Below are 13946 nucleotides of genomic sequence, written 5' to 3'. Positions count from 1 at the left end.
GGGGATGAGGCACGCGATCTGCGCTGCGGCGCTGACGGCCGCCTGCTGCGCCAGCCCGGCGGCAGCGCTGACATTCGATCTGGTGGACTATAACGGTTCGGTGCGCGGGACCCCCGCGGAGCAGGGCTTCCGGATCGCCACGCAATATTGGTCGTCGGTTCTCACCAACGATGTGACGGTGCGGCTGGAGATCGGCTATAACGCGCTGGCCGCCGGCGTGATCGGTTCGACCGGTTCGACCCGCTACGGCGTCACGACCGCGGACATCTACGAACAGCTTGCAGTCACCGGCAACAGCCGCCTCGACGCCATCGCGCGCGACAATATGATGCCGCTGACCTATGCGGGCGGCCTGCAGGCGATCACCAGCGGCTATCGCGACGCGACGACCAAGGTCGGCATCGACACGACCACCCGGGTCTTCGACGCCGACGACAGCGCCAACAACCTGACCATGGGCGTCAACGGCGCGACGCTGAAGGCGCTGGGCTATACCGGGTTCAACCCGCTGTCGCGCGACGCGCAGGTCAATTTCAGCAGCAACTTCGCCTTCGACTTCGATCCCAGCGACGGGATCACCGCGGGCCGGATGGACTTCATCGGCGTCGCCATCCACGAGATCGGCCACGCCCTCGGCTTCACCAGCGGCGTCGACATCTACGACAATCCCGCCAACGCCGCGGCGAACATCAACGGGTCGAACTACATCTTCACCACGCTGGACCTGTTCCGCTACAGTCAGGATCCGACGAACGCGCTGTCGGGCGACGCGCCGGTGCTCGACCTGGCGGTCGGCTCGCCCGCCTATTTCTCGATCGACGGCGGCCGCACCCAGCTGTTCGGCAACTCGCTGTTCTCGACCGGGCGGAACTTCGGCGACCGGCAGCAGGCGTCGCACTTCAAGGATCTGGGCGGCTGCACCAACCAGATCGGGATCATGGACCCCAATTTCTGCTATGCACAGATGGGCGAGATCACCGCGACCGACCTGGCGGCGTTCGACGCGATGGGCTGGAACCTGAACTTCGACGTGCTGGCCAACCCGAACTATCTCGCCACCTCGGCCAGCATCTTCGCCAGCTTCGTGCCCGAACCGCAGAGCTGGGCGCTGATGATCACCGGTTTCGCCATGATGGGCGCGGCGCTGCGCGCCCGCCCACGGCGTCGCACCGTCACCTTCGCTGTCGCGAACTGACCCTGCCTTGCCCGGGGGCCCGATCGGGACCCCCGGGATTTTCCACGCTCCGCCCTCCAGTTTTTTGCCATTCTTTACGCTCTTCTAACCACCCAGGGCGCAGACCGCGCGGCACGATGGTTTGGAGACGCGGAACATGGCGCTGACCGCACAGCTATTTCGCGCGGACGACGAGCGCGCTGCGGATCGCCGTTCGGTCAATCTGGACGGCACGCTGCGCCAGCAGGACGATCGCCGTCCGGTCGACGTGATGATCGAGGACCTGTCCGCGACGGGCTTTCGCATGGTGTGCAGCGAGCCGATGGCGCTGGACGCGACGATCACGGTCGGCATCGCGGGGCTCGGCCGGCATGTCGCGCTGATCGTCCGCTCCGCGCCGCCACAATATGGCTGCCGGTTCCTCAGCCCGATCGACGTGTCGGGTGTCGAGGCGTCGGTCCAGCCGACGATCCTCGCTCCCGATTTCGGCTGGACAGGGCCGGCCACCAAGATCGACGTCGATCCGCCGCTCGACGCCGTCGAACAGCGCATTCGCATGGTCCGCGGCCCGATCATCGCCGCCGGACTGATCGTGCCCTGGATCGTCATCGGAATGATCTGCGCCGCGATACTGTGACCGGGAACGCCCGACCTCGCCGCCGCTCAGTAGAGCCAGGTGTCCCATTGCGCCGCGACGCGCCAGCCGGCGCCACTGCGTTCCAGCGCGTAGGTGGTGCCCCAATGGTCGAGCGTCGCGGTGATGAAGCCCGTCTTGCCGTCATGCACCAGCCGGGACAGCACGACGGTGCGCTCGCATCCGTGCAGCCGGTTCATCAGCCACCAGCGAACCGCCATATTGGCCGGCGCCAGGCTGCCGTCCATCGCGAAACCGAGCGACTCGCCATCGACCGACATGGCCCGCGCGCGCGCGTCCAGCTGCGCCTGCGCCTCGCGGGGCAGGGGCTCGGCGGCCTCGTCCGGCTCGCGGATGCGCAGCGTCTCGCGGCCGGTCGCATCGTTGAACAGGTCGCGGCCATGCACCTTGGGTTCGGTGCGCAGCGGCTCGGCTTCGCGCCACTGATGCTCGTCGGGCTCGCTGTTGATCCGCATCGTGCGGTAGATCGCCAGCGGTTCGCCGCGCGGCCGGGAGTCGACGCACAGTTGCGGGGCGTTCGGTGAGCGCCCCGTCTCCAGCAACGCCAGCGTCGCGCGCAGGATCTGCGCCGTGTCGCCCTCGGGCGCTCCGGCGCACGAGGCCAGTGTCAGCGCGAGCAGCGGGGTGGTTGCAACAAGCAGCGCATGTCGTGCGTAAATGTCACTGTCGCCACGCGAACAGACGGCCGAGCCAGTCCGCAGTCGCGTGCGCCGGTCCTTTGCGTTATGGGCGGAACGTGGGAAACGGATCATGAACTCACCCCCTGAAACTCTCGTAGCAACGCACGAACGGCGATTCCAGCACGTCGTGGTCGGCGGGCTGGTGACCATGTTCGCGGTGGTGGCGCTGGCGCCGCACACCGAGCGCGCCCTGTTCGAGAACGGGGCGCTGCCGCTCGCCTTCGCCGCGGTCGCGCCCGCCGCGCCGCCGCCGATCGGAGTACTCCAGCGCTTCGGCTTCATGGGGCCCCAGCGCTTCAAGCGCGCCTTCCGCAATTCGCCGCGACTGGACCAGCCGGAACCCGGCGCAGCGCAGGTGCCGCCCGATGCCGAGCCGTTCTTCGCGACGCGCGAGGATGTGCAGCCGCCGCTCCTGGCGGCCAATCCTGCCGTGCTGGCGCCCGTCGGGGCGCTGCCGGGCGGAGGCTTCCAGTTCGCCAATTTCTCACCGACCGGTCCTGGCTATGGCATCGGCGGTGCGGCGGTTCCGGGCGGCGGCGGTGTCGTGCCCGAGCCGGGCGTGACACCGACGCCGACGCCGGAGCCGACGGTTACGCCGACGCCGCAGCCCACGGGCACGCCGACGCCCCAGCCGAGCGCCACCCCGACGCCGGAGCCGACCGCTACGCCGACGCCGCAGCCGTCCGCGACCCCGACTCCCGAGCCGAGTGCCACGCCGACGCCCGAGCCCACGCCGGTCATCACGCCGACGCCCGAGCCGACGCCTGAGATCCCGGTCACGCCGGTGCCGGAACCGGCGAGCTGGATGTTGCTGCTGACGGGGCTCGGCGTAGTCGCGGCGACGCTGCGTCGCCGGCGCCGCGCGACGGGGACCGTGAAGGCCTGAGGCGATGCCGGCCTGAAGCCGGCGACATTACGCTGATCCGTTCCTTCGGAACGAAGGCGAGGCACGGTCGGGCGGGCGGTCGGGGGTCATGCTACCCATGTCTTCTTGCCCTGGTAGTTGATCCGGACGTTCCGAATCGTTGCGCCAGCGCGAACTGCGGCTTCGAGCGATTCCTGCGTCGCGCCATGACCACGAGATCCCGGCCTGCGCCAGGACGACGATGGTGTCAGCTAAAGCGGATCAAGGTCCAGCCTCCGGCGCGGAGGTGATGTCCGAGGGCAGGCGTGAGCGACGCGCCCGGTCTTTAGCGGCGCAGCGTCGGGAAGGCGGCGCGGAAGGCGGCCACCTTCGGCTTGTCCCACATCACGATATAGGGATGATCGGGGTGCCGGTCGAAGAAGTTCTGGTGATAGGCCTCGGCCGGATAGAAGCCGCCGCTCTCCATCCGGGTCGCGATCGGCCGGGGGAAGGCCCGGGCGCCCGACAATTGAGCGATATAGGCCCGGGCGACCCGTGCCTGTTCGGGCGACTGCGGGAAGATCGCCGAGCGGTAGCTGGGTCCGCTGTCCGGGCGTTGACCGTCCACCTGCGTGGGGTCGTGCGCGACCGAGAAATAGACGCGGAGCAGCGTGGCGTAGCTGACCTGCCGCGGATCGAAGGTGATGCGGATCGCCTCCGCATGGCGCGTCGTCTCGGTCGAGACGGTGTCGTAGCGCGCGGTCGCCGCCGTGCCGCCGGCATAGCCGGCCGTGACGGTGCGCACGCCGCGGACCTGCTCGAAGACCGCTTCCATGCCCCAGAAGCACCCGCCCGCCAGCACCGCGGTCTGCAGACCCGGCGTCGCCGGCACGTCGACGCGGGCGGCGGGAATGATCACCGCCTTCTCGGCGGCGGCCGGCGCCATCAGCGCCGCGCCCGCGGCCGCGCCGAACGCGATCAGGACGGCGGCGGTTTTCACCGTCAGCGGATCTCGTGAGTCGGGACGATCCGCCCGACCATCGCGCGGGTCGCATCCGCGGGTTGCAGCACGACGAGCCCGATCGCGCCGAGCACGAAGCCGCCGGCGAACTGCCACATGGCGCTGGATTTCAAACGCTTCATCATGATCTCGTACCCATTGACGTCACCGGGATCGCCGAGGCGAGGCCGGTGCGATGTTGGTCGCCATGTCGTAGATCAACCACGTCACGACAAGATGACGGTGGGAAACATAGCGTTGCAGGATGAACGATCCCTTGGCGGCCCGTTCATCCCGTGTTGCATTTGGATCGGCGTCGCCCGGCCCGCCCGGACCGGGACCGGCCGTCAGCGCAGGGCGGCGCAGGCCTCCGCGATCCGGTTGCACGCCTCGGTCAGCAGCGCGTTCGATGTCGCGTAGCTGATCCGCATCGCCGGCGAGAGGCCGAAGGCCGCGCCCTGCACCGCCGCGACCCGTGCTTCGTCGAGAAGATAGGTGACGAACGCCTCGTCGTCGCCGATCGTCGCGCCCTTCGGCGTGGTCTTGCCGATCAGTCCGGCGATCGACGGATAGACGTAGAAGGCGCCTTCGGGTCGCGGACAGGTGATGCCCGGGATGGCATTGAGCGCATCGACCACCAGATCGCGCCGGGTGCGGAACGCCGCATTGCGCTCGGCGAGGAACGACTGGTCGCCGCTCAGCGCTGCGACCGCCGCCGCCTGCGCGATCGAGCAAGGATTGCTGGTCGACTGCGACTGGAGCTTCGCCATCGCCTTGATCAGCCAGCTCGCCCCGCCGGCGAAGCCGATCCGCCAGCCGGTCATCGCATAGGCCTTGGAACAGCCGTTGACGGTCAGCGTGCGCTCGTAGAGCTCCGGGCAGACCTCTGCGATCGTCGCGAAGCGGAAGCCGTCATAGACGATATGCTCGTACATATCGTCGGCGAAGATCCAGACCTGCGGGTGCCGTGCCAGCACCTCGCCCAGCGCCTTGAGTTCGTCGGCCGTGTAGGCGGCGCCGGTCGGGTTGGAGGGCGAGTTCAGGATCACCCACTTGGTGCGCGGCGTGATCGCGGCCTCGAGAGCCTCGGGCGACAGCTTGTAGTTCTGGTCGGGCCCCGCCTTGACGATCACCGGGGTGCCGCCGGCGAACTGGACGACGTCGGGATAGCTGACCCAATAGGGGGCCGGAATCACGACCTCGTCGCCCGCCTCGACGGTCGCGACGAGCGCGTTGAACAGCGTATGCTTTCCGCCGACGTTCACGCTGACCTGGCCGGTGGTGTAGGTCAGGCTGTTGTCGCGCGCGAACTTGGCGACGATCGCCTCCTTCAGTGCCTGCGTGCCGTCGACCACGGTATATTTGGTCTGGCCGTCGCGGATCGCCTTGATGGCGGCGTCCTTGACGAAGTCGGGCGTGTCGAAATCGGGTTCGCCGGCGCCCAGGCCGATCACGTCCACACCCGCGCGCTTCAGCTCGGTGACGCGGGCGGTGACGGCCAGCGTGGGCGAGGGGCTGATGCGGTCGAGCGCGGCGGAGGTCTTCATGATGGAACCTTTTGCGATTTGCCCGGCGACAGGGGGCGGCGGCGCTATACCCTATATGTCCGGTGCGACAAGCGCCGGGATCAGCCCGCGCAGCGCATTGCCCAGAAAGAAGCCGTGCGCCAGATCGGCACGCGTCACCACGCCCTCGACCGCGCGCCCTTCCGCCAGCAGGGCGGCGCGCAGCACGCCGGGCAGCATCGGCGTATCGGCATCGGCAGCGGGCGTCACCAGCAGCGCGCCGCGCGGCACGAAGATCGAGGTGAAGCTGCCCTCGGTCAGCCGGCCGTCATGTTCGAAGACGACCTCCTCGGTCCCCGCGGCGCGGCGCGCCGCATCGTAGAAGCCGCGGTCGGCCGTCTTGTGGCGGAGGCGCAGGTCGCCTGGCGGAACGGGCAGGGGGCGGATCGCCACCGTCATCGGCCGGTCGGGCACCGCCGGCAGCGGCCCCGATTCGATCGCGACCGCACCGGAGGGCGCCAGCACCAGACGGATCCGTCGCGGCCCACGCAAGCGGAAGGTCGCCGCCTGCAACTCGTTGCGCGCGGCGTGGCGGTCGAAGGCGAAGCCGAGGGCGGCGGCGCTCGCCTTCATCCGCGCCAGATGCAGGTCGAGGCGCAGCAGCCCCTCCTCGGGATCAAAGGCCATCGTCTCGATCAGGTCGGGAGTCGGCGTGCCGCCGCTGATGAATGCGCCCTTGGTCAGGCACTCCTCCCACTCCGCCGCGGGGTCGCTGTCCGCGACGATGCCCGACCCGAGCGACAGGGTCGCCTGCGTTGCGCCTGCCGGGATGGCTAGCGTGCGGATCGCGACGTTGAAGGCGGCATCGCCGTTGGCATCGATCCGTCCGATCGAACCCGTATAGGCGCCGCGGGGGCTTTCTTCCAACGTCGCGATCGCCGCCATCGCCGCCAGCTTCGGCGCGCCGGTGATCGATCCGCAGGGAAAGGTCGCGGCGAGCACGTCGACCGCGGAGCGCCCGTCCGCCAGCGTCGCGGTGACGGTGGAGGTCATCTGCTGCACCGTCGGATAGCGTTCGACCGCGAACAGCTCGGGCACCGCCACGCTGCCGCTCTCCGCGACGCGCGACAGGTCGTTGCGCATCAGATCGACGATCATGAGGTTCTCGGCGCGTTGCTTGGGATCGGCGGCGAGCGATGCGGCGAGCGCGTCGTCCGCCGCCCGCGTCGCGCCGCGGCGCGCCGTCCCCTTCATCGGCCGGCAGGTCAGCCGATCCCCCATCAGGGTGAAGAAGAGTTCGGGCGACAGGCTGAGCAGCGTCTCCGCTCCGGTCGCCACCACCGCGCCATAGCCGGCGGCTGCGCGGGCGCGCAGCCCGGCATAGAGGCTGAGCGGATCCCCCGCCATCGCGACGTCGGTCGGGAAGGTGAGATTGGCCTGGTAGAGGTCGCCCGCCCCGATCTTGGCGAGCAGCGCCTCGACCGTCGCGCGATAGGCGGCGGGGGCGATCCGCGGCACCGGCGCGCCGGCATGGGCGCCGGCCGGATCGGGAAGCGAGGCGGCGGGATCGATCGCGTCCCACTTTTCGAACAGGCCGAACCAGGCCAGCGGCATGGCGCTGCCCGCGACTACCTGCATGGCCGGATCGAAGGCCGGGGCCGCTTCGTAGGAGAGGAAGCCCGCCGCATGCAGGCCCCGCGCGGTCCGCAGCCGGTCGAGCAGGGCGCGGACCTCCGACGGGGTTCGCGCCACGAGGATCTCGACCGGGTCGCGATAGAGGCGGGCGGTGCCGCCCGGCCGCGCATCGTCGAGCAGGACGAAGGGCGCGCGCCACCGCCCGAACCCGTCCGCCGCGCCGGCACCTGTCGGAATGACGCGATCGGTCGTCCTCATGTCGACCGATTATCCCGCGAGCCGGAGCTTGTCTCCCCGCCAGATCAGGATTTTTTCTGCCGTCCTCCGGGAACGATCCGCGGATCCGATCCGAGTCGCGCGGCCGCGATCACGCCGCGTTGTCGATCCCGAGCTCGCCCAGCTTGCGGTAGAGCGTCGACCGGCCGATCCCCAGCCGCCGTGCCACCTCGGTCATGCGGCCGCGATAATGGCCGATGGCGAGGCGGATCACATCGGCCTCGATCTCCTCGAGCGGGCGCATATGACCATCGGGCCGGAACAGCGTGACGCCGCCCGCGTCCGCCGCGGCGGCGGTGCGGCGATGCCCCATCGCCGCGATCTGCGGGAAGTCGCTGCGCGTCAGCGTCTCGCCCTCGCAGAGCACGGCGGCCCGGAACAGGGCGTTCTGGAGCTGGCGGACATTCCCCGGCCATTCATAGCCCGAGAGCAGGTCGAGCGCGTCGTCGGAAATGGCCAGCGGGCGCAGGCCCGGCTGCCGGCCGATCCGCGCGAGCAGGTGGCGCGATAGCGCCGGAATGTCGCCGATCCGGTCGCGCAGCGGCGGGATCGCCACCTGCACGGTGTTGAGCCGGTAGAACAGATCCTCGCGGAACCGGCCTGCCTCCACCTCCTCCGACAGGCGACGGTTGCTCGCCGCGATCACGCGCACGTCGACCTCGCGAGGGTGGCGCGCCCCGAGCGGCTGGACCTCGCCGTTCTGGAGCAGGCGCAGCAGCTTGACCTGCGCCTCGGGCGGCATCTCGCCGACCTCGTCGAGGAAGATGGTTCCGCCGTCGACCTCCTGGAACCGGCCGATCTTGCGCTCGAAGGCACCGGTGAACGCCCCCATCTCGTGGCCGAACAGCTCGCTCTCGACGAGGTTGGCGGGGATCGCGCCGCAGTTGATCGAGATCATCGGCCGCTTCTGACGCGGCGAGGCGGCGTGGATCGCCTTGGCCACGACCTCCTTGCCGACGCCACCCTCGCCCTCGATCAGCACCGGCGCGCGCGACCGGGCGGCCTTGGCGGCGATCGCCAGCGCGGCGCGGAAATCGGGGGAGGAGCCGACGATCTCGTCGAAGGCGAGTTCGGCCGGCAGCTTCTCGGTCAGCGGCCGCAGCTCGCCCGCGCTGTTGCCGCCGACCGCGGTCTCCAGCGCGGCGAGCAGCCGGTCGGGGGCGAGAGGCTTGACCAGGAAGTCGCTGGCACCGGCGCGCATCGCCGACACCGCCTGCGCCGCCGAGCCGTTGGCGGTGAGCACCAGGATCGGCAGCTGCGGGCGCTGGCCGCGCAGCCGCGCGATCAGGCTGGTCGCATCCGCGTCGGTCGCCCAATGGTCGATCAGGACGGCATCGAGATGCATTCCGTCCTGCGTGCCTAGCGTGGTGACCGCGGTATCCTCGTCGCCGGCGAAGATGGCGCGCCAGCCCCCGCGCGAGGCGAGCGCCGCCACCAGCCGGCGCTGGGCCGGCTCGTCGTCGATCAGAAGGAGCAGTCGCTGTCCGTTGCGCGTCATCGGCCTCAATCCGTCCCGGTTCGGCACGGTCAATAGGGAGCCGCTGGTAAAGGCGAAGCTAACGGCCCTTCGCTCGTCGGTGGCGGGGAGCCTTGAGGTGCGCGCACCGCCTCGTTAGGGTCGCTACCGGATTTCCATGACGGGAGGATGGCGCATGGCCGGAGAACACGGGGCCGAGCATCACGCGGCCAGGGTCGATGTGACGACGTATAACGGGATGATCGGCTTTCTCAAATGGGGCGCTGTCGGCGCGGGCCTGCTGGTCGCGCTGGTCATCTACCTGATCGCCGGCTGAGCGGCCCGATGCGGATCGCGGTGCTGCGCGAACGCGCCGACGCGGAGCGGCGGGTCGCCGCAACACCCGAGACTGTGCGGAAATTCGGCGCCCTCGGCGCGACCCTGGCGATCGAGGCGGGGGCCGGCGAGGCGGCGGGCTTTGCCGATGCCGATTATGCCGCGGCCGGTGCGACCGTCGCCGACCGCGACGCAGTGCTGGCGGGTGCGGACATCGTGCTGGGCGTGCAGGGACCCGATCCCGCGGCGCTGGGCGGCGTCTCGCCGGGAGCCTGGATCGTCGCGGGCCTGAACCCGCTGGCCGCCGGAGAGCAGGGGCGCGGGCGGGTGGACGCCTATGCCGCGGCGGGGGTCGAGGCGCTGGCGATGGAATGGATGCCGCGCATCACCCGGGCCCAGTCGATGGACATCCTGTCCTCGCAGTCGAACCTGTCCGGCTACAAGGCGGTGCTCGACGCGGCAGCCGAATATGGCCGCGCCTTTCCGATGATGATGACCGCGGCGGGCACGATCCCGGCTGCGCGCGTCTTCGTCATGGGCGTGGGCGTCGCCGGGCTGCAGGCGATCGCCACCGCGCGGCGGCTGGGGGCGCAGGTTTCCGCCACCGACGTGCGCTCGGCGACGCGCGAGCAGATCCAGTCGCTCGGCGCCAAGCCGATCTTCGTCGAGAGCGTCGCCGGAATCGAGGGCGAGGGCGCGGGTGGCTATGCCGGCGAGATGAGCGAGGAATATCGGAAGGCGCAGGCCGAACTGGTGTCCAGCCATATCGCCAAGCAGGACATCGTCATCACCACCGCGCTGATCCCCGGCCGCGCCGCGCCGCGCCTCGTCTCCGACGCGCAGATCGCGTCGATGCGGCCTGGCAGCGTGCTGGTCGATCTCGCGGTCGAGCAGGGCGGCAATGTCGAGGGAGCGGTGCCGGGCGAGGTGGTGACGCGGCACGGGGTGAAGATCGTCGGCCACCGCAACGTGCCGAGCCGGCTCGCCGCGGACGCCTCGGCGCTGTTCGCGCGGAACCTGTACAACTTCCTGTCCGCCTTCTGGGACAAGGAGGCCGGGCGGCCGGTGCTGGACGCGGAGATCGGCGACGCGATCCGGCTGACGAAGAATGGCGCGGTCGTGCATCCGAGGCTGGCGACGTGAGCATCCTCCGGTCCCTCGATCCTCCCCATGCAAGGCATGGGGAGGGGGACCGCCCGGCGCAGCCGGGTGGTGGAGGGGCTTCCACGGTTCGCCGCGCGCGCAGCCTTCGCCGCACGATGAGCCTGCCCGAAGTGCTGCTCTGGCAGCGCCTCCGCGGGCTCGACCATCTGCGGTTTCGCCGCCAGCATCCGCTGGGCCGCTACATTCTCGACTTCTACTGCCCCGCCGCGCGACTCGTGATCGAGATCGACGGCGAATCGCATAATCGCGGCAACCGGCCGGTGCATGACATGGTCCGCGACGCATGGCTTACCGAGCGAGGCTTGCGGGTTATCCGCATCGCGGCCGTCGACGTGCTACGCAATCCAGACTCCGTCGCAGCCGCGATCGCGCGCGCGGCCCAGCCCCTCCACCACCCGGCTGCGCCGGGCGGTCCCCCTCCCCATGCAGGGCATGGGGAGGATCGCCAAGGACGCGCCCCATGACCTTCATCGCCATCCTGTCGATCTTCGTGCTCGCCTGCTTCGTCGGCTATTACGTCGTTTGGTCGGTGACGCCGGCGCTGCACACGCCTTTGATGGCAGTGACCAACGCCATCTCCTCGGTCATCATCGTCGGCGCGCTGGTCGCCGCGGCGGCGGCGGGGTCGCCGGGGGCCAAGTGGCTGGGGCTGGCCGCGGTTACGCTGGCGAGCGTCAACATCTTCGGCGGGTTTGCCGTCACCCAGCGGATGCTGGCCATGTACAAGAAGAAGGAGCGCCCCGCCAAATGAGCCGGGGCCACGCGAAGGCGCGCGATCGGGGGGAGCGGGGATGCACGAGGTAACGGTCAATCCCTGGGTGGCCTTCGCCTATCTGGTGGCGGGCGTCTGCTTCATCCTGGCGCTGCGCGGGCTGTCCAGCCCGTCGACCAGCCAGCGGGGGAACCGGCTGGGCATGATCGGCATGGCGATCGCCGTGGTGACGACGCTGGCAACGCATGTGCCGCAGTCCATGACGATGACCGATCAGGTGATTGTTGACGGACAAGCGGTTCATGCAATCGTGTTCGGTGAAGCAGTAGACTGGACCGCGGCGCTCGAAATCCTCGCCGCGATCGGCCTCGGCGCGGTGATCGGCATCGTCACGGCGCGGCGGATCGCGATGACGGCGATGCCGCAGCTCGTCGCCGCCTTCCACTCGCTGGTCGGGCTTGCCGCGGTGCTGGTCGGCATCGCCGCCTATCTCAACCCGATGGCGTTCGGCATCGCCGAGCTCGTGACGCCGCTGATCGGCCAGCCCTTCGCCGTCATCCATCCGGCCAGCCGGGTGGAGATGGGGCTGGGCGTCGCGATCGGTGCGATCACCTTTTCGGGCAGCGTCATCGCCTTCCTGAAGCTCAACGGCAATATGGGCGGCAAGCCGATCCTGCTCCCCGGCCGGCACGTGCTCAACCTGACGATCCTCGCCGCCATTTTGGGGTTGGTCGCACTGTTCACCCGCGATCAGGCGCCGTGGATCTTCTGGACGATCACGCTTCTGTCCTTCGCCATCGGCTTCCTGCTGATCGTGCCGATCGGCGGGGCGGACATGCCGGTCGTGGTGTCGATGCTCAACAGCTATTCGGGCTGGGCGGCGGCGGCGATGGGCTTCACGCTCGGCAATACCGCGATGATCATCACCGGCGCGCTGGTCGGCGCGTCGGGCGCGATCCTGTCCTACATCATGTGCCATGCGATGAACCGCAGCTTCATCAGCGTGATCGCCGGCGGCTTCGGGGCGGAGAGCGGCGGCGGGGGCGGCGGCGCGGCGGCGGCGAGCGACCGGCCGTGGAAGCGCGGCTCGGCCGAAGATGCCGCCTTCCTGATGAGCCAGGCGGAGCAGGTCGTGATCGTTCCCGGCTACGGCATGGCGGTCGCGCAGGCGCAGCACGTGCTGCGCGAGATGGCGGATAAGCTGAAGGAGGAGGGGGTGCGCGTCAAATACGCGATCCACCCCGTCGCCGGGCGCATGCCGGGGCATATGAATGTCCTCCTCGCCGAGGCCAATGTCCCCTATGACGAGGTGTTCGAACTCGAAGACATCAACGCCGACTTCGCGCAGACCGATGTGGCGTTCGTCATCGGTGCAAACGATGTCACCAATCCGGCGGCAAAGACCGACAAGTCGTCACCCATCTATGGCATGCCCGTACTCGACGTCGAGAAGGCGGGCACCGTGCTGTTCATCAAGCGATCGATGGGCGGTGTGGGCTATGCGGGCGTCGACAACGAACTTTTCTACCGGGACAACACGATGATGCTGCTGGCCGATGCCAAGAAGATGGTCGAGGAGATCGTGAAGGCGCTGGGCTGATGCCCGACGGCTTCGATGCGGCGCTGATCGCGCCGCCCGTGCGCCGCAGCGATGCCGAGGCGGCGATCGAGATGGCGGGCGGCCGGATGGTGGCGGCCTGCGACTGGAGCGATCCTGCCCGCTTCATCGCGACGATCGGCAAGGTGCCGCTTCTGTCGGTCGAGGCGGAGAGCGTCGCGGCGGCGGTGCTCGACGTGGCGCTGCCGGTCCTCGGCGAGGCGATCCGGACGACGGGCGTGCGCGCCGTGGTGACCTTCGATGTGGAGCAGCTCGAGCCGGTCTTCGCCGCGCTGATGATGCATGGCGTCGAGCTGCTGTGCGGACCGACCCTGGCCGAGCAGGTGGCGGCGCTGGCGACGCACGGCCGCCTCGCCGATCGCGGCGGACTGTCCGACCGGGTCCGCGAGGACGAGGCGAAGCGCGAGCGCCGGATCCGTGCGCAGATCGGCCGGGTCGCGGGCGCAATCGTCGGCGGCGCCGAGCGCGATCGCGGGCGGGGCGGGGGCGGCGTGGGCGACCGCCATGTCAGCTTCGGCTTCGCGCCCGCCCTGGAGTCGCCGGTCGACGCGCAGACGGTACGCCAGGCGATCCGAAGCCGCCGGATGCGCGACAGCTTCTTCGGGGACGGGCTGTTCGAGGATCCCGCCTGGGACATTTTGCTCGACCTCTACGCCGCGCATCTCGAGCGGCAGCGCGTGTCGGTATCGAGCCTGTGCATCGCCGCCGCGGTTGCGCCGACCACCGCCCTGCGCTGGATCGCACGGATGACCGAGGCGGGGCTGCTCGACCGCTGGCCAGACCCAGACGATGGCCGCCGCGCCTTCATCACCCTGTCGCGCCGGGCCCTGGAGGGGATGGAGGGCTATGCCGCCGCGCTCGATCGTGCGGGCCTGCCGTTTGCCTGACCGG

The 13946-nt window shown here is 69.8% G+C and carries 15 protein-coding genes; 9 read left to right on the top strand and 6 right to left on the bottom strand.

Annotated elements, in window-relative coordinates; all coding sequences use genetic code 11:
* The first annotated feature begins 4 nt into the window (after window positions 1–4).
* Window positions 5–1195, top strand: coding sequence for an NF038122 family metalloprotease (locus tag IEX18_RS07295; RefSeq protein WP_188658077.1), 1191 nt, complete (start codon window positions 5–7; stop codon window positions 1193–1195).
* A 136-nt stretch (window positions 1196–1331) separates the two neighbouring features.
* On the top strand, window positions 1332–1811 hold the full coding sequence (locus IEX18_RS07290; RefSeq protein ID WP_188658076.1) for a PilZ domain-containing protein: 480 nt from the start codon (window positions 1332–1334) through the stop codon (window positions 1809–1811).
* A gap of 26 nt (window positions 1812–1837) precedes the next feature.
* Here the strand turns inward: IEX18_RS07290 and IEX18_RS07285 are convergent, their stop codons facing one another.
* A complete protein-coding gene (locus IEX18_RS07285) occupies window positions 1838–2581 on the bottom strand; it encodes a hypothetical protein (RefSeq protein ID WP_188658075.1) in 744 nt (247 codons plus the stop codon).
* On the opposite strand from IEX18_RS07285, the gene IEX18_RS07280 reads away from it, so the two are divergent.
* Window positions 2580–3395 (top strand): PEPxxWA-CTERM sorting domain-containing protein, encoded by an 816-nt coding sequence (locus IEX18_RS07280; RefSeq protein ID WP_188658074.1) that lies wholly within the window; start codon window positions 2580–2582, stop codon window positions 3393–3395. The genes IEX18_RS07285 and IEX18_RS07280 overlap by 2 nt on opposite strands.
* A gap of 304 nt (window positions 3396–3699) precedes the next feature.
* Here the strand turns inward: IEX18_RS07280 and msrA are convergent, their stop codons facing one another.
* The 5 genes from msrA to IEX18_RS07255 all read right to left on the bottom strand — a co-directional run bounded on the left by msrA (window position 3700) and on the right by IEX18_RS07255 (window position 9267).
* The gene (gene msrA / locus IEX18_RS07275) at window positions 3700–4299 is read right to left on the bottom strand and encodes a peptide-methionine (S)-S-oxide reductase MsrA (RefSeq protein ID WP_188658633.1); all 600 of its coding nucleotides are present in this window, start codon (window positions 4297–4299) and stop codon (window positions 3700–3702) included.
* A gap of 56 nt (window positions 4300–4355) precedes the next feature.
* Window positions 4356–4499 carry a hypothetical protein gene (locus tag IEX18_RS07270; RefSeq protein WP_188658073.1) on the bottom strand — a complete coding sequence of 48 codons (144 nt, stop codon included), beginning with the start codon at window positions 4497–4499 and terminating at the stop codon, window positions 4356–4358.
* A gap of 201 nt (window positions 4500–4700) precedes the next feature.
* Entirely contained in the window at window positions 4701–5900 is a 1200-nt protein-coding gene (locus IEX18_RS07265) for a pyridoxal phosphate-dependent aminotransferase (RefSeq protein WP_188658072.1), read from the bottom strand.
* A gap of 51 nt (window positions 5901–5951) precedes the next feature.
* Window positions 5952–7751, bottom strand: a complete 1800-nt coding sequence (pabB, locus tag IEX18_RS07260; RefSeq protein WP_188658071.1) for an aminodeoxychorismate synthase component I — start codon at window positions 7749–7751, stop codon at window positions 5952–5954.
* A 109-nt stretch (window positions 7752–7860) separates the two neighbouring features.
* Window positions 7861–9267: a sigma-54-dependent transcriptional regulator gene (locus IEX18_RS07255; protein WP_188658070.1), complete on the bottom strand. Its 1407-nt coding sequence runs from the start codon at window positions 9265–9267 to the stop codon at window positions 7861–7863.
* A 154-nt stretch (window positions 9268–9421) separates the two neighbouring features.
* On the opposite strand from IEX18_RS07255, the gene IEX18_RS07250 reads away from it, so the two are divergent.
* Genes IEX18_RS07250 through IEX18_RS07225 form a run of 6 tightly spaced genes read left to right on the top strand, consistent with a single transcriptional unit; the run spans window position 9422 to window position 13942 of the window.
* A complete protein-coding gene (locus IEX18_RS07250) occupies window positions 9422–9562 on the top strand; it encodes a hypothetical protein (protein WP_188658069.1) in 141 nt (46 codons plus the stop codon).
* Window positions 9563–9570: 8 nt separating this feature from the next.
* Window positions 9571–10704 carry an NAD(P) transhydrogenase subunit alpha gene (locus IEX18_RS07245; RefSeq protein WP_188658068.1) on the top strand — a complete coding sequence of 378 codons (1134 nt, stop codon included), beginning with the start codon at window positions 9571–9573 and terminating at the stop codon, window positions 10702–10704.
* Window positions 10701–11189 (top strand): endonuclease domain-containing protein, encoded by a 489-nt coding sequence (locus IEX18_RS07240; protein WP_308419330.1) that lies wholly within the window; start codon window positions 10701–10703, stop codon window positions 11187–11189. The genes IEX18_RS07245 and IEX18_RS07240 overlap by 4 nt, the downstream gene beginning before the upstream one ends.
* Window positions 11186–11476, top strand: coding sequence for an NAD(P) transhydrogenase subunit alpha part 2 (locus IEX18_RS07235; protein WP_188658066.1), 291 nt, complete (start codon window positions 11186–11188; stop codon window positions 11474–11476). Before IEX18_RS07240 ends, IEX18_RS07235 begins: the two co-directional genes overlap by 4 nt.
* Before the next feature lie 40 nt (window positions 11477–11516).
* Window positions 11517–13037, top strand: coding sequence for an NAD(P)(+) transhydrogenase (Re/Si-specific) subunit beta (locus IEX18_RS07230; protein WP_188658065.1), 1521 nt, complete (start codon window positions 11517–11519; stop codon window positions 13035–13037).
* Window positions 13037–13942, top strand: a complete 906-nt coding sequence (locus IEX18_RS07225) for a helix-turn-helix domain-containing protein (protein ID WP_188658064.1) — start codon at window positions 13037–13039, stop codon at window positions 13940–13942. Before IEX18_RS07230 ends, IEX18_RS07225 begins: the two co-directional genes overlap by 1 nt.
* Window positions 13943–13946 lie beyond the last annotated feature (4 nt).

The organism is Sphingomonas metalli, assembly GCF_014641735.1.
Lineage (GTDB): Bacteria > Pseudomonadota > Alphaproteobacteria > Sphingomonadales > Sphingomonadaceae > Sphingomonas > Sphingomonas metalli.
The sequence above is the reverse complement of the archived record's forward strand: the minus strand, read 5'-3'. Positions and strand labels throughout refer to the sequence as shown.

What these genes read in the sequence shown, in the direction of transcription:
- IEX18_RS07230 (WP_188658065.1), top strand. Translation starts at nt 11,517, where the DNA reads ATGCACGAGGTAACGGTCAATCCCTGGGTGGCCTTCGCCTATCTGGTG.
- IEX18_RS07290 (WP_188658076.1), top strand. Translation starts at nt 1,332, where the DNA reads ATGGCGCTGACCGCACAGCTATTTCGCGCGGACGACGAGCGCGCTGCG.
- IEX18_RS07280 (WP_188658074.1), top strand. Translation starts at nt 2,580, where the DNA reads ATGAACTCACCCCCTGAAACTCTCGTAGCAACGCACGAACGGCGATTC.
- IEX18_RS07255 (WP_188658070.1), bottom strand. Translation starts at nt 9,267, where the DNA reads ATGACGCGCAACGGACAGCGACTGCTCCTTCTGATCGACGACGAGCCG.
- IEX18_RS07250 (WP_188658069.1), top strand. Translation starts at nt 9,422, where the DNA reads ATGGCCGGAGAACACGGGGCCGAGCATCACGCGGCCAGGGTCGATGTG.
- IEX18_RS07265 (WP_188658072.1), bottom strand. Translation starts at nt 5,900, where the DNA reads ATGAAGACCTCCGCCGCGCTCGACCGCATCAGCCCCTCGCCCACGCTG.
- msrA (WP_188658633.1), bottom strand. Translation starts at nt 4,299, where the DNA reads ATGGCGCCGGCCGCCGCCGAGAAGGCGGTGATCATTCCCGCCGCCCGC.
- IEX18_RS07270 (WP_188658073.1), bottom strand. Translation starts at nt 4,499, where the DNA reads ATGATGAAGCGTTTGAAATCCAGCGCCATGTGGCAGTTCGCCGGCGGC.
- IEX18_RS07285 (WP_188658075.1), bottom strand. Translation starts at nt 2,581, where the DNA reads ATGATCCGTTTCCCACGTTCCGCCCATAACGCAAAGGACCGGCGCACG.
- IEX18_RS07245 (WP_188658068.1), top strand. Translation starts at nt 9,571, where the DNA reads ATGCGGATCGCGGTGCTGCGCGAACGCGCCGACGCGGAGCGGCGGGTC.
- pabB (WP_188658071.1), bottom strand. Translation starts at nt 7,751, where the DNA reads ATGAGGACGACCGATCGCGTCATTCCGACAGGTGCCGGCGCGGCGGAC.
- IEX18_RS07235 (WP_188658066.1), top strand. Translation starts at nt 11,186, where the DNA reads ATGACCTTCATCGCCATCCTGTCGATCTTCGTGCTCGCCTGCTTCGTC.
- IEX18_RS07295 (WP_188658077.1), top strand. Translation starts at nt 5, where the DNA reads ATGAGGCACGCGATCTGCGCTGCGGCGCTGACGGCCGCCTGCTGCGCC.
- IEX18_RS07225 (WP_188658064.1), top strand. Translation starts at nt 13,037, where the DNA reads ATGCCCGACGGCTTCGATGCGGCGCTGATCGCGCCGCCCGTGCGCCGC.